The 20666-nt window shown below is 38.9% G+C and carries 20 protein-coding genes and 1 tRNA gene; 13 read left to right on the forward strand and 8 right to left on the reverse strand.

Features of this window, described 5'->3' with window-relative positions; all coding sequences use genetic code 11:
• Positions 1-2: 2 nt before the first annotated feature.
• From K1720_RS04170 to K1720_RS04180, 3 genes are all read right to left on the reverse strand, one after another.
• Complete coding sequence (locus tag K1720_RS04170) at positions 3-1847, reverse strand: ABC transporter permease (protein ID WP_251950151.1); 1845 nt, start codon at positions 1845-1847, stop codon at positions 3-5.
• Positions 1844-3307: an ABC transporter substrate-binding protein gene (locus tag K1720_RS04175; RefSeq protein WP_251950153.1), complete on the reverse strand. Its 1464-nt coding sequence runs from the start codon at positions 3305-3307 to the stop codon at positions 1844-1846. Before K1720_RS04175 ends, K1720_RS04170 begins: the two co-directional genes overlap by 4 nt.
• A gap of 88 nt (positions 3308-3395) precedes the next feature.
• Positions 3396-4538 carry a CGP-CTERM sorting domain-containing protein gene (locus K1720_RS04180; protein ID WP_251950512.1) on the reverse strand — a complete coding sequence of 381 codons (1143 nt, stop codon included), beginning with the start codon at positions 4536-4538 and terminating at the stop codon, positions 3396-3398.
• A 144-nt stretch (positions 4539-4682) separates the two neighbouring features.
• Between K1720_RS04180 and K1720_RS04185 the strand changes: the two genes are divergently transcribed.
• The 6 genes from K1720_RS04185 (at position 4683) to K1720_RS04210 (ending at position 9439) form a co-directional block, all read left to right on the forward strand.
• On the forward strand, positions 4683-5810 hold the full coding sequence (locus K1720_RS04185) for a tyrosine--tRNA ligase (protein ID WP_251950155.1): 1128 nt from the start codon (positions 4683-4685) through the stop codon (positions 5808-5810).
• A 312-nt stretch (positions 5811-6122) separates the two neighbouring features.
• Positions 6123-6521, forward strand: coding sequence for a hypothetical protein (locus tag K1720_RS04190; RefSeq protein WP_251950157.1), 399 nt, complete (start codon positions 6123-6125; stop codon positions 6519-6521).
• A 4-nt stretch (positions 6522-6525) separates the two neighbouring features.
• Positions 6526-7590 carry a hypothetical protein gene (locus K1720_RS04195; protein ID WP_251950159.1) on the forward strand — a complete coding sequence of 355 codons (1065 nt, stop codon included), beginning with the start codon at positions 6526-6528 and terminating at the stop codon, positions 7588-7590.
• Position 7591: 1 nt separating this feature from the next.
• The gene (locus K1720_RS04200; RefSeq protein ID WP_251950160.1) at positions 7592-8305 is read left to right on the forward strand and encodes a hypothetical protein; all 714 of its coding nucleotides are present in this window, start codon (positions 7592-7594) and stop codon (positions 8303-8305) included.
• A gap of 32 nt (positions 8306-8337) precedes the next feature.
• The gene (locus K1720_RS04205) at positions 8338-8760 is read left to right on the forward strand and encodes a hypothetical protein (protein ID WP_251950162.1); all 423 of its coding nucleotides are present in this window, start codon (positions 8338-8340) and stop codon (positions 8758-8760) included.
• Positions 8744-9439: an ATP-binding cassette domain-containing protein gene (locus K1720_RS04210; RefSeq protein ID WP_251950164.1), complete on the forward strand. Its 696-nt coding sequence runs from the start codon at positions 8744-8746 to the stop codon at positions 9437-9439. The genes K1720_RS04205 and K1720_RS04210 overlap by 17 nt, the downstream gene beginning before the upstream one ends.
• Before the next feature lie 48 nt (positions 9440-9487).
• On the opposite strand, the gene K1720_RS04215 is transcribed toward K1720_RS04210, so the two are convergent.
• The 5 genes from K1720_RS04215 to K1720_RS04235 form a co-directional block, all read right to left on the reverse strand.
• Positions 9488-9575: transfer RNA gene (locus K1720_RS04215), tRNA-Leu, on the reverse strand.
• 66 nt (positions 9576-9641) lie between these two features.
• On the reverse strand, positions 9642-10283 hold the full coding sequence (locus tag K1720_RS04220; protein WP_251950166.1) for an alanyl-tRNA editing protein: 642 nt from the start codon (positions 10281-10283) through the stop codon (positions 9642-9644).
• A 48-nt stretch (positions 10284-10331) separates the two neighbouring features.
• Positions 10332-11765 (reverse strand): exodeoxyribonuclease VII small subunit, encoded by a 1434-nt coding sequence (locus K1720_RS04225; RefSeq protein WP_251950169.1) that lies wholly within the window; start codon positions 11763-11765, stop codon positions 10332-10334.
• A 91-nt stretch (positions 11766-11856) separates the two neighbouring features.
• Positions 11857-13119, reverse strand: a complete 1263-nt coding sequence (locus K1720_RS04230) for a dicarboxylate/amino acid:cation symporter (RefSeq protein ID WP_251950171.1) — start codon at positions 13117-13119, stop codon at positions 11857-11859.
• A 102-nt stretch (positions 13120-13221) separates the two neighbouring features.
• Positions 13222-13968, reverse strand: coding sequence for a biotin--[acetyl-CoA-carboxylase] ligase (locus K1720_RS04235; RefSeq protein WP_251950173.1), 747 nt, complete (start codon positions 13966-13968; stop codon positions 13222-13224).
• Between the two features lie 112 nt (positions 13969-14080).
• Between K1720_RS04235 and fba the strand changes: the two genes are divergently transcribed.
• From fba to K1720_RS04270, 7 genes are all read left to right on the forward strand, one after another.
• Positions 14081-14929 carry a class I fructose-bisphosphate aldolase gene (gene fba / locus K1720_RS04240; RefSeq protein ID WP_251950175.1) on the forward strand — a complete coding sequence of 283 codons (849 nt, stop codon included), beginning with the start codon at positions 14081-14083 and terminating at the stop codon, positions 14927-14929.
• A gap of 143 nt (positions 14930-15072) precedes the next feature.
• Complete coding sequence (gene oadA, locus K1720_RS04245; RefSeq protein WP_251950177.1) at positions 15073-16848, forward strand: sodium-extruding oxaloacetate decarboxylase subunit alpha; 1776 nt, start codon at positions 15073-15075, stop codon at positions 16846-16848.
• Between the two features lie 190 nt (positions 16849-17038).
• Positions 17039-18772, forward strand: a complete 1734-nt coding sequence (locus tag K1720_RS04250) for a carbon starvation CstA family protein (protein WP_251950179.1) — start codon at positions 17039-17041, stop codon at positions 18770-18772.
• A gap of 58 nt (positions 18773-18830) precedes the next feature.
• Positions 18831-19121, forward strand: a complete 291-nt coding sequence (locus K1720_RS04255) for a DUF7990 family protein (protein ID WP_251950181.1) — start codon at positions 18831-18833, stop codon at positions 19119-19121.
• Positions 19114-19383 (forward strand): DUF7990 family protein, encoded by a 270-nt coding sequence (locus tag K1720_RS04260; RefSeq protein WP_251950183.1) that lies wholly within the window; start codon positions 19114-19116, stop codon positions 19381-19383. The genes K1720_RS04255 and K1720_RS04260 overlap by 8 nt, the downstream gene beginning before the upstream one ends.
• Positions 19384-19392: 9 nt before the next feature.
• Entirely contained in the window at positions 19393-20385 is a 993-nt protein-coding gene (locus K1720_RS04265; protein ID WP_251950185.1) for an ArsA family ATPase, read from the forward strand.
• Positions 20375-20665 carry an iron-sulfur cluster assembly protein gene (locus tag K1720_RS04270; RefSeq protein WP_251950187.1) on the forward strand — a complete coding sequence of 97 codons (291 nt, stop codon included), beginning with the start codon at positions 20375-20377 and terminating at the stop codon, positions 20663-20665. Before K1720_RS04265 ends, K1720_RS04270 begins: the two co-directional genes overlap by 11 nt.
• The last annotated feature ends 1 nt before the right edge of the window (position 20666 follow it).

Here is a 20666-nt window from a genome sequence, read left to right on the forward strand (position 1 = left end):
CCTCATGTTAATCCGATGAATGAGTATCTTTGCTTTGTAATAATATTCACAACAACAATTGCCGTGATTTGGACAACTATTAATAACACACCTAATGCCGCTGCTATGTTGATACTACCTGCAGCTGACATTAAGACTTCTTTCATGAATGCTGTTATTGGGGCTTGATCTATGTTGATTGAACCTAGGGTTATTCCCACGCTTGTTTCACTCATAGAGTAAACAAAGCTAAGCATTGCTCCACCAAAGACGTTTAATGAAATTAATGGCATCAATATTCCCGTAACAGTCTTCCATCTTGAAGCCCCTAGGTTTATTGAAGACTCTTCGAGGGACATATGTACTTGTTGTAACCCAGCATAAACTGATCTGGCGGCAAAAGGAAGTCTTCGTATAGAGTAAGCTAGTATCAGGACAAGGGCAGGATTAAATCCATAGAGGGATGTTGGATTTAGGGGTGAGTTCTCTGGTGTTACTGCTGAGAAGAAGTAAAAGTATCCCATTGCCACGACTATTCCTGGAACTGCAATTGGGAGTATCACTATGCTCTCTAATATCGGACTCAAGATCCCTTTGAACCTGCTTGTTGCGTAGGAAGAGGTTATTGATAGGAGGATTATAAGGACAACAGCTGCTCCAGAATAGCTTAGGCTGTTTACAATAAATCTTCTCACATCTGGGTTCAGAAGCATCTCCTTTATGTAATCGATAGTAAATCCTTGGGGAAGTACTGTTGTGGTCCATCTCTCAGAGAAAGCGAGCATTATAACACCTATTTGGGGGAAGATTGTAAGCAGTAATGCTGGAAGGAGAACTAGATAGATTAAGAGAGCTTGCCATGGTTTTGGTTTACTTATCCTTGGTTTCCATCTTCCACCCTTGCTTAGCATTGCATATTGTCTTAAACTTACGTATTTTCTAATTCCGAGGAAGGCTATCACTGCTAGAATGAGCATTATTATTGATAGGGCTGCTATTTCTGGGCTTCTCTCTCCTAAGCCATATATGAATTTACTGAATATCTGGTATGACATTAACTTTTTAGCCAGTGGATCACCGTGGAATACGATGGGAGCTGCTAAGTCCTCAAGACTGAAGATGAATACCAAGGTAGCACCTGCAGCAATTCCAGGAAGAGCCAAGGGAAAGGTGACAGTTCTGAAAAGTCGAAATCCTTTGCTTCCAAGGTTCTCAGCTTGTTCTTCTAGAGTAGGATCAATATTAATAAAGCTTGCATATGCATTTAAATAAACTATTGGATAATATGCCATCGATTGGGCTAAAACAACTCCTGCTAACCCATCTATTTTGATTCTAAATGGTAGCACATGAAGGATTTCATGGAAGATGTAATTTATCAACCCAAATTCACTAAACATTTGTTTTATAACATAAGCGTTTACAAAGGGAGTTACTAGGAGCGGGATAAAGAGAGCGATTCTAAAGAGATTTTTCCCTTTAAAATTGTATCTTGCCATTACAAAGGCAAAAACTGTCCCTAAAATCGCAGTAAAGAGAGTCACTAAACCGGCAACAACGAGGGAGTTAAGAACAACACCAAAATCTACACCCCTGATTAAATACAAACTCTCACCAGTTGAAGTTGTTAATTTTTGGGCAAAATCTCCATGTGGAGGGACCTGGAGATAATAAGAATCCATTAATATGCTCTTAAACCAATGAAGTGAGATATTCCCATCATAAGTGAATGCAATTAGCAGCATAGAAAGTACAGGGACTATTAAAAAGATCATCAGATAAAGCAATGGAAAAATATAGGAAAAGGCAACAAGGGGCTCAAACAGTGGAGTCCCAAAAAATCTTTCAGTCCATTTATTCACTTTCATCCTTGCACCTCCGAAAGAACGCTTTGGTATTTTTGTCTTGCGGCCTCTCTCCACTCTTGCATTAGAGTGTCCCTAAAGGATGAGTCTTTTGCAAGTCTGTCATTTATCTTTTCTGCATATTCCTCAGTTAGGGTAACCATTTGTCCTGTATCTGGATCTTTGAACTCTATAGGTTCTAAAAGTCTTGCCTTGAGTTCATTGTATTTCTCTTCGCTTATTTTTCCTTCTTTGTATGCTTTTACAAGAGCCACCCAGGCCCTGTGAAGCTCTTGGTTTGCATCTACGAGGGTTGCTTTGAAGTAAAGCTGCATTGAAGTTACAGTGGCTAAAGCTGCGTTATCATCAAATTCGATACCTTGGGTCTTAAGTGCACTTTCATATGCTCTTTTCAGGTCAGGTCTCTTTTGCCCCTCAGGTGTGCTAAATACATCTGGGTTAACTGGAAGCCTGTTTATTTTTTCATCAAGCCATATCTTTTGTCCTTCAGTAAGAACCCAATAAATAAATGCTTGAGCAGCTTCTTTGTTTTGGGAGTTTGCGAGAAGGGCTATTGGGTCTCCATTTATTATGCTTTGTCCTTTTGGAATAATATATTCACAAGATGGATTAAGCTTCATTGCAGTGTATCCATAGAAATCAATGGTGTTTCCAACAGCTATGTCTCCCGCTATTACAGCTTCTCTAACAGCATCACTTGCGTCGTAAATCTTTGAATTTGCAGCAATGAGTCTAAGAATCTTCCATCCTTCGTCCCAACCAAATGCTTGGAGAATTATTTGATAAATTCTTGTGTTTGAAGTGCTCCTTGTTGGATCTGCTATTCCCATTTGGGGTGGATCCATTGCAAAAGTCTCACTTGCAATTTCCTCCCACTTTTGAGGAACTGGGAGGTTCCATCTCTTGAGGACATCATGGTTTACAGTGAATCCAAAGGATGACAATGCAGCGGCTATCCAGTAGATCTTTCCATCGTCTCCTTTTCTGATCATTGGCATTCCAGCGAGTGTTTCTTGGATCTGATTTCCAACAAGCCCTAAAATCTTTTGGTCCTCGATGGGGGCTAAATAATTATTTTTGAAGAGATCATCAAAGAGTGTTGGGCCTCCACCCCATCCGACGTCGGCTCCTTTTTCTATATATGTGGGCCATAAGGACTCTGGAGCTTTTATGAACTTTACATCTTTAATGTTATATTGCTTAGCTATGTCGCTTTGGAGAAACATTTTCTTTGCCATCACTTGAATAGTAACATCATGTCTCGTAAGGACAACTAGAGTTATTGGACCAGTAGGTGTTGGAGAAGAAGTTGGAGAGGTGGTTTGAGTAGGAGATTCTGTGGGGGATTCTGTCTCAGTAGGTTGGGTCGTGGTTGAGGGTGTAGTCTCACCACCAATACATCCAGCAGCTATTACGCTTGCGATTAAAATAAAAAGCATCACAAAACCAATCCTCTTTTTCACGTTGCCTCACCTGTTTAATGCTCTCAACTTCGTTTTTAAAATTTACCACAAAAATGGCAAAATTGGAAAAAGAAAGAGGTTTTTGGAGTCATCTTCTTCTCTTGAGTAGTAATGGGATTAGAATCAAACCTACTAGGGCCGCTGGACCACAGACTCCTCCTTGGGCAGTCTCTGTAACAGTTTCGGTAGTTGTTTCTGTAACTGTCTCAGTTTTGGTCTCTGTTTTGGTAACTGTTTCAGTAACTGTAACAGTAATAGTCTCTTTTGATGCTTGTTTTAACGCCCAGTGCACCATATTTGTTACAAAAGCTGGTCCGTCTAGGTCGACACCATGATATTTTGCCTCCCACGTTGGAGTGTAATCACCATATGGGCTCTCACCGCTCACGATGAGAACACTTTGCTTCCCATTCTCGAATTTGATTATCTCTGCTGCTAGGAGAGTGAATACGCCGATATCTCCAGCGCTGTATGCATAAGCTGGAGGGTCGTTATTTTCTACAATGGTTCCATCTGAAGAAGTTTTAACAATTCTGTAGACATTTTCTGGGATGTTTCCATCTATAAGCTGTTGCCAGTTTCCGTTGTCGTCAACCCATCCAACAACGGCTGGGCCATGGTAAAGGACTTTTCCATCATATTGGAAGTTTCTGGTTATCATGTCTTTGTCAGGAGTCCCCTCATCTGGTTGAACGAGACCTACAACTCTATAAGAGGCTCCAGCGTTGCTTGTTGGGTCTTCAATTGAAGCTAAGTCAATTCTTAGATGTCCAATACCCAATTGTTCAAGAACAGCATTTGCAATATCTTGAACTTGGGGACCGCTACCATAGTCGCTATCTGCGGCAACCCATAAAACTTTTCCACCCTGTTTGAACCATTCCGCTATTGCTTGGATCTCATCTGGTTGGAATGGACTTGTGGGTTGACCAAGAATGAGCATATCAACGTTTGCAAGAGCATCAGCGGTTATTTTCTCCCCAAGGTGCTTTATTCCAAGAGTATCTGCTGCTAGGGGATCGCCAAAGTAGGCCCACTCGACATCTATAATGGTCTTGACAATTCCGTGTGCAAGTGTCCTATTGGTTCCATATTCTAACACATCTTCTGCAAGATATTTCTCGTTTTCGCCATGGGCTAAATCGACTGCGACTGTTGTTGCACTAGCAAAAGCCATACCAAAAAGACCAAACAATACAAAAACCGAAATTAGTATTGAAAGCTTTCTCATGGTGTTCACCAGAGTATTTTATAAAACTTGAAAGTTATAAAATTTTTGACCATTCGACAATTTTGTTCATTGATGGAAAAATTTCTTGTTGTGGAGAAAAATACTTAAAAGACTCGTGATATAGTGGGGTAAAGGTGGTGTGTGATGGATATTGAAAAAAAGATAGAGCTTATTACAAGAAAACCTACCGAAGAAATTCTGACCGTGAATAATTTGAGGTATCTTCTAGAAATAGGGATTCCTTTACAACATTACATAGGATTTGAGATAAGTGGTTACATTCATCTTGGAACTGGATTAATGGCGGGAGCAAAGATAGCAGACTTTCAGAAAGCAGGAATTAAAACAAGAATTTTTTTGGCAGACTGGCACTCTTGGATAAATGATAAGCTTGGTGGAGATTTAGAGGTTATTCAAAAAGTTGCGCTAAGTTATTTCAAAGAAGGAATGAAACAGAGCATTAAAGTAATGGGTGGGGACCCAGACAAAGTTGAATTTATTCTAGCAAGCGAGATTTTAGAGAAGGGAGATTACTGGAGAACAGTGATAGATATCTCAAAGAATGTTACACTGGCGAGAATGATGCGCTCAATAACCATAATGGGTAGACAGATGGGGGAAGCAATTGATTTTGCGAAATTGATATATCCTGCAATGCAAGTAGCAGATATATTCTACCAGGGAGTTAACATTGCTCATGCTGGAATGGATCAAAGAAAGGCCCATGTTATTGCAATTGAGGTGGCAGAGAAGTTAAAATACCACCCACTCAAGTGGAATGAGAAAAAAGTTAAGCCAGTTGCTGTTCATCATCACCTTTTATTGGGTCTTCAAGAACCTCCAAAGTGGCCGATTGAGAGTGAGGAAGAGTTCAAGGAGATTAAAGCGGCAATGAAAATGAGTAAAAGCAAGCCATATTCAGCAGTATTTATTCATGACACTCCAGAGGAGATAAAGCAAAAACTTAGAAAGGCCTTCTGTCCAGCTAAGGAGGTTAACTACAACCCAGTGCTAGATTGGGCCGAACATATAATCTTTAGAGAGGAACCCACTGAGTTTACAATCCATAGACCAGCTAAATTTGGAGGAGATGTGACTTACACAACCTTTGAAGAGCTTAAGAGGGACTTTGCAGAAGGGAAGCTTCACCCACTTGATCTAAAGAATGCAGTTGCAGAATACCTGATAGAACTTCTTAAACCTGTTAGAGAGTATTTCGAAAAGCATCCAGAGCCCTTAGAGCTTATGAGGGAAATAAAGATTACGAGGTGATTGCTTTTTTGATTTTGTTATTTTATTGGTATCAATAATGAGCCTCATAAACCCATAAAGGGCTGGGTTTTCCCCTGAAAGGCGAAGCTCTTCCAAGTGCGAATTCTCTGAAAGCACTGCTAAGAGGTTTTGAAAAATTCTCACTACTTTAAACTAACTTCTATTCTTTAGTTAAGTAACCGGAATTGCCTCTAACCTTCTTGTTGGCATAGACAAAGAAATCCTAGGATAAATTAGAAACAATTTGATGACGTAAAGTTTATATAAATCAAGATTATTAATATATTTCGAAAAATCTGTTGGGGGGGACAAATGCATCGTAAGGTTGTATTTGTGTTGTCTTTTTTAGCAATTCTTGCTATAGTAGCAACGGGAATGGTTTGGGCAAAAAGTGATTATATTGCTCCCGAGAGAATTGCAGATCCTACAATATCTGATCAAGACTGTTTTTACATGAGTCCTACTGATGCTGGTGGGCTGTGTGCATGGATACAAGGAAAAGCAAGCCAAATAAATCCACCGTTGCTCTATGATTTAGATTATGCAGCGTGGGACTGGGGATATGTAATAATGACTAGAAAATGGTCTGAACCCTCAGGATATCCTTCAACAGCTTGGCTAAGTGCCCACATGAAAGCTGATGGGAAGATAGCATTGCCTCCATATTACGTCGTTGAAGTAGATGCACATATTTCATGGGTAGGAGGCTGAGCTAGTGAGAAAAAATTTGTTCTTTCTTTTTATTTTATGTTTTGTGCTGGCGTTATCGCCGTTTAGATATGCTGAACCTTTTTGGCTCAAAGAAGGTGTTTATTTTAAATATACTGCTGATAAAATGTTTATTGTTCAGAAATCTGTTAAAAACACTACTTATGTTAATTATTACGGAGAATATGCTGAATTTTATTGGGAAGTTTTGGAGATCAAAAATAGGACTGCTAGAATTTTGATAACGCTAAATATCTCTAATATCACTTTTACGACAACTCATTATATGACAGAAAAAGAAGCAAAAAAGAAATTTAAAAAACTGGTTATTCAAGTATTATCGCTAAAGCCTAATTTAAAACATGAAAATTGTGCTATTTACAATATTGACCCTTGTCAAGTTCGCATATGCAATGACACTGTTTTAGGGTTTATTAAATCATGCGATAACATGACGTATTACCTTGTCATATCCCCTGAAAAAAGGGGGATATATGAATATGTGAATACTACCCTCCATGGCCTTCACAAATCGGCTATTATAGATGTTGACCTCGAAAGCAATATTGTCAAGTATAATGGTTCAAAAATTGGGCCAAATCTCCTTTTTATAAATCCGAGTATGGTACTCACAGGTTTAGGTGTTCTTGAAACCTCTAACAATAGAATTTTTATTTCGAACATAACAATCGCAAACTTTATTGTTCATACTTATTACATGGATTTCAAACCCCCTATTATTATTGTTGCTACTAATACTCATGAATATTTGTGGTATGATTCAAGTACAGGCATTTTGATAAGTGGAGGTATTCCCCCAAATATTGCAAGGAATGTTTTTGGATTTGATACTATTCTGCTTTCTAACCGTATAGAGTCAAAAAATCTGAAAAAAGGATTTAATTCAAAAGATTATTATGGGATTGGAATGATTTTAGAAGATACTAATGTTGACTTTTCGGGTGTTATGCCCTTATCTGGTGTCAGTATTTCAAAATTATATTTAGGGCTTTTTGTAGTCTCTTTATCAAGTTTGGTGTTCTCAATAATTTTTAAATCTAGGAGGGGCTAAGATGAGGGCATTAATAAAATGGGAGCTTAATGAGCCCGTAAAACTTATAATTCTGCTACTTGGTGTTTCACTGCTTTCTATTGAATTTAAAGATTTTTTGTTGTTATCCCCTAAACACGGAGTCTCTACAGCACCGGTCTTGAATTATGCATACCACGATTTTCTTTCAATGTTCAATAGGAATACTTACTTGATTTTATCTTTTATGTTACCTTTTTTAGCTACTTTATCCGTAAGACGGGAAAGAGACGAGAATCTAGCTTTAACAATATACTCTCTTGGTTATTCAAAAGAAGAAATTTTAATGGTAAAATTTTTCACAACCTACGTCCTTACATTTGTATTTGTAGTTTCCGCACATCTATTAGTTTTTGCTTTGCACTTCTCTTCAACTCCTTCAACGATCCTTGTAACCCTCAGAAGTTCTCTGTTTGAAGTTTTGGTATTTTATGCTCTTGTGATCTTTTACATGTTTTCAATCTCCTACCTCGTAGCAATACTTTCACCTAATTCCTATATTTCGATATTCAGTTCATTTTTACTTTTGTATATTCCCTTGTTCACTCATATAACTTCTCTTCTGCCAGAAACTTGGGTACGTCTGCTTAACGAAGGGAGAATTCTAACATTTGAATTTTTAAAGATAACACTTTTGGTTTCAGCTTTTCTTTTTGGTGTGTATATCATAGTTGGCGCTGGGAGGGATGTTAGGTGAGGGTTTTAAAATTCTTCTTACTTTCTATGCTTTTGGTAATTATAATATCATTAGTCCTGCAGACGAGGGTGAGTCAGGAAGATATTCAATATTCACTTCTCATTTTTGATAATAAAAGTGGTTATCAGAGTATCTACTCTCCCTCAGCGTCTTCGGTAAAAGTTTCTTTAATAGGGAGTGGGCATGCTACTGTTTCTATACGTGATGTAGAACTTAATCAGACAATATATTTTAGCAAGATCTCGGGTAGTTCAATGTTCTCGATCATTTTTCCCCATCCTGGATATTACGAGTTCTATATGGATATAGAAAATGGGGGGTATTCAGTTTCAATGAGTCCTGTTGAGGTCGGCTTTCCAACTAAAACTTGGAATGTTCATTTTTTATACGCTTCCCTAATTGCTTTTGTATTAGTCTTTTTAAATTGGGGGAAGAAAAATGATAGTTCACGCTAAGAATCTTCAAAAATGCTTTGGTTCGGTTACGGCTTTGGCAGGAGTATCGGTTAAGATTCCCAAAGGGTTAACTTTGATATTAGGCCCTAATGGAGGAGGAAAGTCAACCTTTATGAAACTTTCTTTAGGCCTGTATAAGCCCACTCAAGGTGAGATAAAACTTTTGGGAAAAGATCCATGGAAAAACGCAGATATTAGAAAGAACATAGGAGTTGCTTTTGATCCACCTGCGATTCCGAAACTTATAACAGGTAAAGAATGGTTATCATTTCTAGCTGAAACTAAAAACTTGAATGTTCAGAAGGAAGTTCTTAAAGTATCTAAACTCTTTGATATAGGAGGGTTTTTAAGACGTAGAATAGAGAGCTACTCCTCTGGAATGTTCAAACGTCTAAGTCTTGCTCAGGCTTTTTTAGGTGAGCCGGAGGTGATATTCCTCGATGAACCGTTTGCTAACATAGATTTTGAAAGTATTGCTAAGATAATTTCAATTATCGCTGAGAAAAAGATAACTGGAACTGATTTTGTTATCATATCCCATATCTGGGAACCTCTTATAAACATGGCAGATTATATTGTTGTATTAAGTGCCGGAAAAGTGTATTTAGAAGGCAGAGCAGACAAAATAGAGGAAGACATTGAAAATCTCTTTAGACTTCCAAATTCTCTTCTCCGATAAGCTATTGAAAAAATGTTTTACCTATGTTCTCGAACCATTTTCCATAAATGGTGCGGGGGACGGGATTTGAACCCGCGAACCCCTACGGGACGGGACCCTGAATCCCGCGCCTTTGGCCAGGCTCGGCAACCCCCGCGCGTTATTAAGTGAATCTGATAGAGCTTTTAAACCTTTCTCCTTTTCATGAATAGAAAGAGAAAAGTCATTCGAGCCAAATCTCTACTCTTTGGACGCCTTTGCCTATGCTAGAGCGTTTGAGCTTCCTTAGATGGCCGATTTCCTTAATGTCTCTTACATGAGTCCCGCCACAGGGGAGGATCTCAAAGTCTCTTATTTGGGTTAGTCTCTTCTCCCCTTCCCACCAAGTTTTTACTTCCCCACCTTCATCAACGTAGTGATTAAATAGTTCGATTATTTTTTCTTTGTACTGGTTGATGTTTTCTGGATATCTTACGTCATAACGGCCCTTTTCAGGGTTCATTCCACTACCATGTATTTGCCAGTTTTCTTTCCCAAGAACCTCATTGAAAACATGATCCAGAAGATGCAATGCTGTATGGATTCTCATTAGCTTGTACCTTCTTTCCCAATTAAGTTTGAGCTCTACTTTATCACCTACGTTAAATAGATTTGGCTCTTCGACTACATGCCATATGTTGCCTTCTTCATCTTTATACACATCTATGACTTTCACATCATTTATATTCCCTGTATCGTGGGGTTGTCCACCTCCGGTTGGATAAAAGATTGTCTGGTCTAAAAGAAGTGCATTGTCTTTTACCTTGAGAATCTTTGCAGTGGCTTCTTTCAGATAGGAATCTTCATAATAAAGTTTCTTTGTCACAAGCACCACCTATAACAAATAGAAAAAAGAGGTTAAAAATTTGCCTCTCTATTTTTTCTTCAAAATAAAGAGGGCAATCCCAATTAGAACCAATGCTCCAGCTATTCCTGCTATTTGTGTAGTTGTGAGGTTAATACCTCCGCTGTTTTCTGGCATAGTATAACGAATGTAAGCCCTTGTTACATTTCCGAGGAGGGCTTGAATATCCTCAAAAGGCGCCCCATACCTTACAAAGACATTTGCGGTAATTACTATTTTGTTTTTCTCTATGGTTGTTATGAGAGTGTATTTGTTTCCGTTTATCTCTTTACTCATGTTTTTGGGAACTTCCACGATAGTGGCTGTTGGGGGTAATATAAACTCTATTTTCAAGCTTTGGTTAATCTCATTTTGGGCTCTATAACCTAGTTGAGATGGATTCAAGAGGGTTGGATCAAAGGAGTATTCGTAGGTTCCATTTATCATTTTTGTGAAGTTTTTCAAGACATAATTGGCTTCTATTGTTAGAGGCCCTTCTTTTTCCATCCCTAAAATCGTTGCATTGGCATCTTCAACTTGAATTCCTTGCATAATCATACCTTGTAGGTAGTTCTGAAGTATCATATTTGTTACATTTTGTACTCCTAATAGGTTTATTTGTTGTTTCATGAGTTCTATCTGATCTTTTGGTTCAAGGTACGTCTCTCTAACTAAAAGATTTGTAGTGCCATCTTCCTTAATTTCTGCCCGTATGTACTGTTCTGTTTTCACTGGTTGGTAGGTTTCTTCCCCTTTGTATGGTGTTTTATAACGGATATAAAATGCATTGTAATTGGCGAAAAGTGCTCTAAATCCACTTGGAGAAAGATTCTCTTCCAGATATAAGTCAGAAGCAACGATTATTTTATTTCCTTCAACTTTTGAACGCACATAGAACTTGCTCTGGTTAAATTCTTGGGTATATGCTTGAGGATATTCAACGAGTTCTGCTCCTTCAGGTAGCTCTATTATGAACATGTTGTGGAGCTCTATTTTTTGTGGTAACCCTGTATCTGGAATTGGCATTGTAGCGTAGCCTCTTGTTGGATCAACTATTATCTCCCAGTAGTCATCATATGAATAATACTTAGCAAAATTCTCAGCATAGGCAGTAAAGACCACGGTGAAGTTGTCTTCTTTAATGCTCACCAATTCGAAGGTCTGGTTTTTTGTTCTAATTCCTGCATTGGCTAGACTTGCGATGTAATTGTCAAGTTGCTCTTTTTCAAATTTTGCTATTGCTTCTTCTTTGCTCATGTTTGTTTGATTAAGAATACTGGCTATCTCTTCATTTATTCTGTCTTGGGGTCCTAATATTGAAGTTATTACAGTGATTTGAGCATCTCCGTTTTGCAGCATTTTGATCTTAAGAGTGAACTCTTCTTTATAATAATCCACAGCCTCTGCATGAACGAAAGAGAGGCTCAGAAGCAGAATTATTAAAATACTCCCTAACTTTTTCATCTCTATCCCCCAAATATTCTTGTTCTAAGAATCAGATGGTAAGTGAGTATTTAACTCTATCTATTCCATAAAGAAAAAGGAAGAAAAAAGATCACCACTTACTTTCGTCGAGCTCCCCTTCAGTTTTTGCAACGATCGTGGTTCCAGCCAAATCACCAGTGACGTTTACCATTGTTCTTCCCATGTCCAATATAGCGTCAATTCCAAGGATCATTGCATACGCCAATGCCACCGCACTTCCAGGCTCCAGAGATAATCCAACACTTTCAAGGACCATTGCAAGCATTATTGCTCCAGCTCCGGGAACACCAGCAGTTCCAATTGAAGCCAAGACTGCTGTAAGAACTATTACTAACTGTTGGCTGAATGGGAGGGATTGTCCAATTGCGAAAGCTATGAACATTGCACATACACCTTGGTATAGGGCAGTTCCATCCATGTTAATCGTTGCACCTAGTGGAAGGGTAAATGAGTAAATGCTCCTTGGGACCCCCATATTTTCGTCAGCAACACGCATAGTCACTGGTAGGGTACCACTTGAGCTTCTTGTGACGAATGCTGTAATCATAGCGTCTTTGGCTTTATTGAGGAACTTAATTAGGTCCAGACCAAAGACCTTCAAGAGAATTCCATATACTAGCCCAATCTGAATTATAAGGCCTAAATAAACTGCTAACGTTACTTTGGCTAAAGGTCCAACAACTTTAGTTCCTTGGGTTCCCATAACGTAAGCTATTAAGGCAAATACACCTATTGGGGCATACTGCATAACTCCCCACACTATTTTATACATTGCCTCGGCAAGTCCATCGAAGGCATTAAAGAGGGTCGTGGCAGAGTTTCTTATTCTCTCATTTTCACTATTCATAAGGTAACTTAGGGCTATTCCTAAAACAATGGCAAAGAATATTGTGGGTAACACTTGGCCGTTTGACAATGCTGCAAATGGGTTCTTAGGTACGATATTCAGAAGAGTGTCTACTAGTGATGGTTTGGTTGCTTCAATAACTTTCCCTTCTCCAACTCCAAGTTCTAACCCTAGACCTGGTTTGAAAATATTGGCCATCAAAAGACCAAGGAACACTGCAAAAGCTGAAGTTACTAAGTAATAAACTACTATTTTTACACCAACTCTTCCAAGTCTTGCAGGGCTTATGCTAGCTGCACCAACAACTAGAGAAGCTAGGATTATCGGCATTACTAACATTTTTAAGAGCCTGATGAATAGGTCTCCAAGCGGCTTTATGGTCGCTGCTTTGTCCCCTATTATTAGTCCAACTATTGCACCAAGAATCAAACCTATCAAGATTTTTCTCAAAACGGGGTATTCAAGATAGCTCTTAAGGAGCCCCATTGGCTCCCACCTCCGGGCATTGGTGTTATATATGGGATATGGCGGGAGAAAATTGGTCATCAAGGTATATAAATATTTTCTAATTAGGGAAAGAATAGAGAATCACTTAAACCTTAATGACACATCTCCATAGAGAATTTTTTCCCTTTTTCCATCCTCAAGTTCAAGGATCAAAGCACCAAATTCGTCAATATCTAAGGCCTTTCCAGTTAAGGTTTTGTCTTCCGTTATTATTTTTACCTCTCTTCTTAAAATGGCCTTTTCTCTCCATTTTTGAAGTATGAGGGCATCTTTCTCTGCCAAAAATTCTCTATACCAGTGTTCTAGGCGTTCTACAAGAATCTTAAAAACTTCTATAATGGGTATTTCCACTCCCAATACCTCTCTTAACGAGGTGGAAGTACTCACAAGCTCTTGGGGTAAGGAATTGTTAACATTCATACCTATGCCTAGAATAATGTAGTAAACCTCCTTCTCGGAGAAGCTTCCTTCTACTAGGATTCCACATATTTTCTTTTCATTAACAAGTACATCATTAGGCCATTTTATTTTTCCTTCAATTCCAAGCTGTTCAAGGGTTTCAACCACTGCTAGGGCTCCAAGAAAAACGAGTTTTGTCATATGTTCTGGGGTTGTATTTGGCTTTAGAATAACACTCATCCAAAGTCCCCCTTGAGGGGATGCCCACGTTCTAAATTTTCTTCCATATCCTGTCTCTTGGACATCCGCCACTATTATTGTGCCTTCTTCCTCATGAGCAGCAATTCTCTTTGCGTATTCGTTAGTTGAGTCTATTTTCTTAAAGTAAACAATCTTTCTGCCGATCTTCTTTGTGTTAAGTCCCAACATGGTTTTCACCAGAAATCTTTGGGGTTAAAGGGTTATTTAAGTTAACGATAAGGTTTAAATTCTAAAAAGGTTTAAATTCTAAAAAGGCAATGTATCACTAGAGGTGATTAGCATGGAATCTTACAACAATATTGGCATAAAGAGGAGACTGAGGAGATTCTTTAGAAAAGATGGAAGGGCCTTGATTTTTGCGATGGATCATGGATTTGAACATGGTCCGACAGATTTTGAAGAAACTTGGGAGCACATTAATCCAAGGGTCATTATTAGAAAGGTCGTAAGGGCGGGGATCGATGGTGTTATGATGCTTCCAGGAATAGCTAGGATTGCTGGAGACGAGCTCATTGGGAAAGAGGTAGGTTTAATGGTGAAGCTTACTAGCAAGACCGAACTTAGACCAAAAGAGGAGTGGCTCATGCAAGACCAACTTGGTTTTGTAGAGGACGCAATTAAGCTTGGTGCTGATGCTGTGGCTGCAACAGTTTATTGGGGAAGTCCGTATGAAGGAGCTATGATGAGACAGTTTGCAGAGATAGCTAGTTATGCTCATGATTTAGGGTATCCTGTTGTTCAATTTGCATATCCAAGAGGTCCCTACATTAATGAAAAGTACGGAAAAAAGGAAGATTATCGAGTGGTAATGTATGGAGCAAGGGCTGCTGCAGAGATGGGAGCAGACATGATTAAAACTTACTGGACAGGTTCAAGAGAAACATTTGCTAAGGTTGTGGAAGCAGCTTCAGGAGTTCCAGTTCTTCTAAGCGGAGGCGCGAAGACAAGTAATCCACTTGATTTCTTAAACCTTGTGTGGGAAGTAATTGAAGCTGGGGGAAGTGGAGCTGTTGTAGGTAGAAATATTTTCCAAAGAAAGAACCCAGAAACTCTTATAAGGGCCCTTTTGAGGGTGATACATAGGAATGAAGGTCCTGAAGAGGCAGCTAAAGCTGAAGGCTTGGTTTGATACACATATTTCCTTTTTCTGGTTGCAATGTATAATCACGTTCATAATTTTTCTTTTTTGAGCTTTGATGGCCAATAAAATCTTAATTTGCTAAAGACAAGGATTATAAAGGCCAATTTTAAATGGGGCTTGAGGTGAGGAGGATGGTTAGGATAATAGATACTACTCTTAGAGACGCTCATCAGTCACTTATTGCAACAAGGCTCTCAACAACTGATATGCTCCCAATAGCCGAGAAAATGGATAAGATAGGGTTCTATTCAATGGAAGTCTGGGGAGGGGCAACTTTTGATGCTGCCCTACGCTTTTTGAGAGAAGATCCTTGGGAAAGATTAAGAGTCTTAAGAGAGTATGTAAGGAAAACAAAGCTCCAGATGTTGCTTAGAGGGCAGAATGTTGTAGGGTATAAGCACTATCCCGATGATGTTGTGGAAAAGTTTGTTGAGCTTGCACACAAAAATGGGATTGATATTTTTAGAGTCTTTGATGCTCTCAATGATGTTAGAAACATGAAAACTGCAATTAAAAAAGCCAAAGAAGTTGGAGCCGAAGTTCAGGGGGCAATAAGCTATACTACCGGAAAAGTTTTTACTCTGGAGTACTACATGAAGAAAGTTGATGAGTTAATAGAGTTGGATGTGGATTATATCACAATCAAAGACATGGCTGCTCTTTTAGATCCTCAAACAGCTTATGATCTTGTGAGGGAGATTAAAGAACGTTATGGGATAAAAGTTAATGTTCATACTCACGCAACCAGCGGCTTAGCTTCGGCTACCTATTTAAAAGCAGTGGAAGCTGGGGCTGATTTCATAGATACTGCTATTTATCCATTGGCAAATGGAACTGCTCAACCAGCAATTCAAAGTATCTATTACTCATTAAGAAATGGGGACAAACCCAAACTTGATATGAAGCTTATTTTCCAAATTTCTCGCTATTTAAGGAGAATTCTTGAGGAAAAGTATGAACATCTAATGAACAAAAGAGCACTTCATGGCGATCCAAATGTTTTGATTCATCAAATCCCAGGGGGAATGTATTCAAACTTAATTTCACAGCTCAGAGAAATGAAGGCCCTTGATAAGTTAGAAACGGTTCTTGAAGAAGTTCCAAAGGTTAGAGAAGAACTTGGCTATCCTCCTTTGGTAACTCCGACTTCTCAGATAGTAGGAACTCAGGCTGTTTTTAATGTTCTCTTTGGAAGGTATAAAATGATCACAGAAGAAACTAAAAACTATGTTAAGGGACTTTATGGCATACCGCCAGCTCAGATAAAAGAAGAAATTAAGCAGCTTATTCTTGGAGATGAGGAACCTATAGCCGTTAGACCTGCGGATCTGCTTGAACCTCTGCTTGAGAAAGCAAGAAGAGAACTTGAAGAAAAGGGTTATTTAGAAAAAGAGGAAGACATACTAACATATGCATTATTCCCACAAGTAGCGTTAGAATTCTTTGAATTAAGAAAACAAGGAAAGCTCAAACCCGTTGAGGAAAAACCCAAAGGCAGAATAATAAAGGTCTATGTGGCGGGTAGGGAATATGAAGTTGGAATAGAAGGAGTTAGTCTTGAAGCTTTAGTCATACCATCCTATACTCCCTCAGAAATTCCTATGCAAGCAGTACCGCAAGTGTCCATGGCACAAGTTTCTACTCCCGCAGCTCCAATTGAAGTGCCTAGTGTTTCTGCACCTTCTGTTAGTGGGGAAGGCGTAGTCACTGCTCCAATGCCTGGTAAGATTCTTCGGGTTCTTGTTAAAGAGGGCGATGAGGTTAAGATTGGTGAGGGGCTTCTTGTGTTAGAGGCAATGAAAATGGAAAATGAGATACCTTCACCCGTAAATGGTGTTGTTAAGAGAATCCTTGTTAAGGAGGGTGACACAGTCGATACAGGCCAACCACTAATAGAACTAGGGTGAGTTTTACTGTTTCTTTGCGTTAGGTCTTCTTCTTTGTTTTTGACTCAACCTGTGGATTAAATACTTTATTTTTACTTCTATATGGTACACTTCTCGAAATTTATTTGTGAAAACGCCCGGATTTCCGAAAGGCATATATATTTTACCATAGAATAAGTTTATGATGGATTTTCCTTTGGGGGTGTTTTAGATGAACTCTGCAGTGATTATATTGGCCGCTGCAATAATATATGTGGCTATGTATTTTACTTATGGAAAGAGTCTTCAAAACAAAGTAGTCAAAGCAGATGCAAACAGACCAACACCAGCCCACAAGCTTTATGATGGTGTAGATTACGTCCCTGCACATCCAGTTGTTCTCTATGGACACCATTTTGCTAGTATTGCAGGAGCTGGGCCAATAGTAGGTCCAGCAGTGGCAATGGCATGGGGATGGATACCCTCATTGCTTTGGGTATGGTTTGGTAACGTCTTTATTGGGGCAGTACATGACTATTTGGCATTAATGGCTTCAGTTAGATACGATGGAAAATCTGTACAGTGGATCGCTGGAAAGATAATGAGCAGAAGAACAGGTATTTCATTTGAGGTGTATATATGGTTTACTTTGCTATTGGTTGTTGCAGCATTCGTAGCTGTTACTGCAAGACTGCTCGTTTTAACTCCACAAGCAGCAACAGCAACGTTACTGTTCCTTTTAGTGGCAATACTCCTAGGATGGATGATGTACAAGATGAACGTTAACTTCTACGTTGCAACAGCAATAGGATTGATACTCCTTGTGATAGCAGTGTGGATTGGATTTAAGAACCCCTTGATATTTGTTCCAGGGCAAACAGATGCTACCAGTGCTGCTTATACTCAAGCATACCACTACTGGAATATTATATTGATGGTTTATATCATCATTGCATCGTCATTACCAGTATGGGTACTTCTCCAACCCAGAGATTACTTAAACGCTTACATTCTATGGTTTGGTCTCCTCATTGGAGGTATTGCATTTATAGCCCTTGCGAAGCCATTTGAGGCTCCAGGGTTTACGATGTGGTCAGCAAATGTTGTTGGAGGACAACCCTCGCCCTTCTGGCCAACAGTACCGTTGGTAATTGCATGTGGTGCCTTAAGTGGTTTCCACTCCATAGTTGGTTCTGGAACATCATCAAAGCAACTTGACAAAGAAATTCACGGATTACTTGTTGGCTATGGTGGAATGTTCACTGAAGGATTCCTTTCTACAATCGTTATCACTGCTATAGCAGTTTATGGTGTCAAATTAACTGGACTTAATGTTGCTGAATGGGGAACCCAGTATATTACCAAGGGTGGACTTGGAACATTTATCGGTGGTTATGCACAAGGATTGGCCGATTTCTATGGAATAGACATTACACTAGGTAAGACATTTGCAACTCTTTGGATTGCAGCATTCACATTGACTTCACTTGACACTGCTACAAGGCTTGGAAGATTTGCATGGCAGGAGTTATTTGGAATGGTAACTGATACCAGCCAGGGAATCTGGAATACTCTCACAAACAAGTGGATTGCTTCTATAATAATTGCAGGTCTCGGAACTTGGATGGCATGGGGCGCTGGATATAAGGTACTATGGCCAGCATTTGCAGGTATGAACCAGTTGTTGGCTTCAATTGCTATGATGACAGCAGCTTTGTGGGCATACAAGGTACAAAACGCTGGAAAATGGAGTTATGCAGTACTAATTCCTGCACTCTTCTTATGGATTACAGTTACGGTAGCTATTGTCTGGTATCTCATAGTGATTCCATTGCCCAACATGAGTACAACTATAGCAGTAAAAGGTGCTCTCTCAGTAGGTCTATTACTCAACTTCCTACTTGGATACGACTTCTATCTTGCATGGAAGAGGCCGACAGAAGAGTATGAGGTTGCTCCAGCGTGAGCCTTCTTTCTTTAATTTTTAAATTTTCCGTATTTTAAATAATTTTTGAGGTGATGACATGGCGAAAAAACTTTTAAGAAAGATCTTATATTGGGTTTTAATGCCTGTTCGTGTTCTTTGGGAGTTTAATAAGGGGTTCAAGCTTTATTATCTTAGGGGGATCCAGTGGGAACTTGAAGAGTTAGAGAATGTTTTTGCTCTTCTTTTGTTGGGTAGTTATGTGGGGATCCCAAATCCTCCTGTAGATATTAGCTACCGGCTTCTTCCCCATATGGTTAGGGAAATCTATATTATGCAAAAGAAATCTGTTAATTCATTAACCATAAAGACGGGGTGGTTAAATGTTTGAGAATATAAAAGCATTTTTTAAAGGTTTTTTCAGGTCATTCAAAGCACGCTCAACAGAGTATATTGAATTTGAAGAGAGAGAACTTGAAAATGTCTTTGCCTTGGTACTTATGGGGTCATTCGTAGGGGTCCCATCCCCTCCAACGACACTTGTTATGAGGTTAATGCCTCATATGATTAGGGAAATTTATGTCATGCAAAGAAGAGCTGGTGAGATGGATGATATATTTGGAGAAATTGCCGCAATGTTTGAAATTACATGAGGTGATAAAATGAAAGAGTATTTATTTCCACAAGAAGGTTTTAGAGTTTTATTTTTCATAGGGAAGGGAGGAGTTGGTAAAACAACTACTTCGGCAGCCGTTTCAGTTGCTTTAGCTAGGAAGGGTTATAAAACTCTGATAGTGTCAATAGATCCTGCTCACAACCTTGGTGATGTATTTGAAGTTAAACTAGAGGATAAGCCTAAACAGATAACTGAAAACCTTTATGCAATGGAACTTGATATGGAGAAGTTAATCAAGAATTATTTGAAACATTTAGAGGAAAATCTAAAGCATATGTACCGTTACCTTACAGTAATAAATCTAGAGAAATACTTTGAAGTCCTCAGCTTTTCCCCGGGTATAGAGGAGTATGCTACACTTGAGGCGATTAGAGAAATATTGCAAGAAGGGAATAGGTGGGACATTATAATCTTTGACACACCACCTACGGGATTAACCCTTAGAGTGTTAGCTCTTCCAGAAATTGCACTTATATGGACAAAAAAGCTCATAGAAATTAGGAAAAAGATTTTAGAAAAGAGAAGAGCTATAGAAAATATCCAAGGAGAACGAAAGTTTGTAATTGAAGGTGAAAAGTATAAACTTCCGAGTAGGGAGGAAGAAGATCCTGTTATGAGGGAACTGAGAAGTTATGAGGGAGAAATAAAACTCGTTCGTGAAACTATCACTAATTCTAAAAGAACCAGTGTAATTGCAGTGATGAATCCAGAAATGCTTCCTTTATACGAGACAGAAAGGGCTCATGAAGCATTAAGAAAGTTTAAGATTCCTTTTAATTTGGTAGTCATAAACAAGATTATTGAACTTGAGGAGGATATTCCAAGGATAAGAGTAAAAATAGAGGCTCAGAAAAAAGTATTAAGGGAAATAGAAGGAATATTCAGGGGAATTGACATTGTAATGGTACCTATGTTTGAAGAGGAGCCCAGAGGTATAGAATGGCTGGAAAAAATTGGAGGGTTAATAGTTGGAGATTGAGGAAATCTATGAAGAACTCAAAAAAGTTAGAGAGCCAATAAGTGGGGAGGATATAGTGAGCCTTGGCATTGTGAGTTTAATAAGAAAGGAGGATGATAAAGTAGTTATCTTTTTGGGTCTTGCTCGTAGGACTCCTAGACATCCTTTTGAAATGGCTCTTAACTGGGCAGTGCATGCACGGATTGTTAAGGATATAGTAAAGGTTTTAGAGGGCAAAGTTAACTTTGAGATAATTGATGATATGACATTTCAGAGATATTATCCAATAAAGGAGGTTTAAT

This window comes from Thermococcus argininiproducens (assembly GCF_023746595.1).
In the GTDB taxonomy this organism is placed as follows: domain Archaea; phylum Methanobacteriota_B; class Thermococci; order Thermococcales; family Thermococcaceae; genus Thermococcus_A; species Thermococcus_A argininiproducens.

What these genes read in the sequence shown, in the direction of transcription:
- K1720_RS04170 (WP_251950151.1), bottom strand. Translation starts at nt 1,847, where the DNA reads ATGAAAGTGAATAAATGGACTGAAAGATTTTTTGGGACTCCACTGTTT.
- K1720_RS04180 (WP_251950512.1), bottom strand. Translation starts at nt 4,538, where the DNA reads ATGAGAAAGCTTTCAATACTAATTTCGGTTTTTGTATTGTTTGGTCTT.
- K1720_RS04185 (WP_251950155.1), top strand. Translation starts at nt 4,683, where the DNA reads ATGGATATTGAAAAAAAGATAGAGCTTATTACAAGAAAACCTACCGAA.
- K1720_RS04190 (WP_251950157.1), top strand. Translation starts at nt 6,123, where the DNA reads ATGCATCGTAAGGTTGTATTTGTGTTGTCTTTTTTAGCAATTCTTGCT.
- K1720_RS04200 (WP_251950160.1), top strand. Translation starts at nt 7,592, where the DNA reads ATGAGGGCATTAATAAAATGGGAGCTTAATGAGCCCGTAAAACTTATA.
- K1720_RS04210 (WP_251950164.1), top strand. Translation starts at nt 8,744, where the DNA reads ATGATAGTTCACGCTAAGAATCTTCAAAAATGCTTTGGTTCGGTTACG.
- K1720_RS04225 (WP_251950169.1), bottom strand. Translation starts at nt 11,765, where the DNA reads ATGAAAAAGTTAGGGAGTATTTTAATAATTCTGCTTCTGAGCCTCTCT.
- K1720_RS04230 (WP_251950171.1), bottom strand. Translation starts at nt 13,119, where the DNA reads ATGGGGCTCCTTAAGAGCTATCTTGAATACCCCGTTTTGAGAAAAATC.
- K1720_RS04235 (WP_251950173.1), bottom strand. Translation starts at nt 13,968, where the DNA reads ATGTTGGGACTTAACACAAAGAAGATCGGCAGAAAGATTGTTTACTTT.
- fba (WP_251950175.1), top strand. Translation starts at nt 14,081, where the DNA reads ATGGAATCTTACAACAATATTGGCATAAAGAGGAGACTGAGGAGATTC.
- oadA (WP_251950177.1), top strand. Translation starts at nt 15,073, where the DNA reads ATGGTTAGGATAATAGATACTACTCTTAGAGACGCTCATCAGTCACTT.
- K1720_RS04250 (WP_251950179.1), top strand. Translation starts at nt 17,039, where the DNA reads ATGAACTCTGCAGTGATTATATTGGCCGCTGCAATAATATATGTGGCT.
- K1720_RS04255 (WP_251950181.1), top strand. Translation starts at nt 18,831, where the DNA reads ATGGCGAAAAAACTTTTAAGAAAGATCTTATATTGGGTTTTAATGCCT.
- K1720_RS04260 (WP_251950183.1), top strand. Translation starts at nt 19,114, where the DNA reads ATGTTTGAGAATATAAAAGCATTTTTTAAAGGTTTTTTCAGGTCATTC.
- K1720_RS04265 (WP_251950185.1), top strand. Translation starts at nt 19,393, where the DNA reads ATGAAAGAGTATTTATTTCCACAAGAAGGTTTTAGAGTTTTATTTTTC.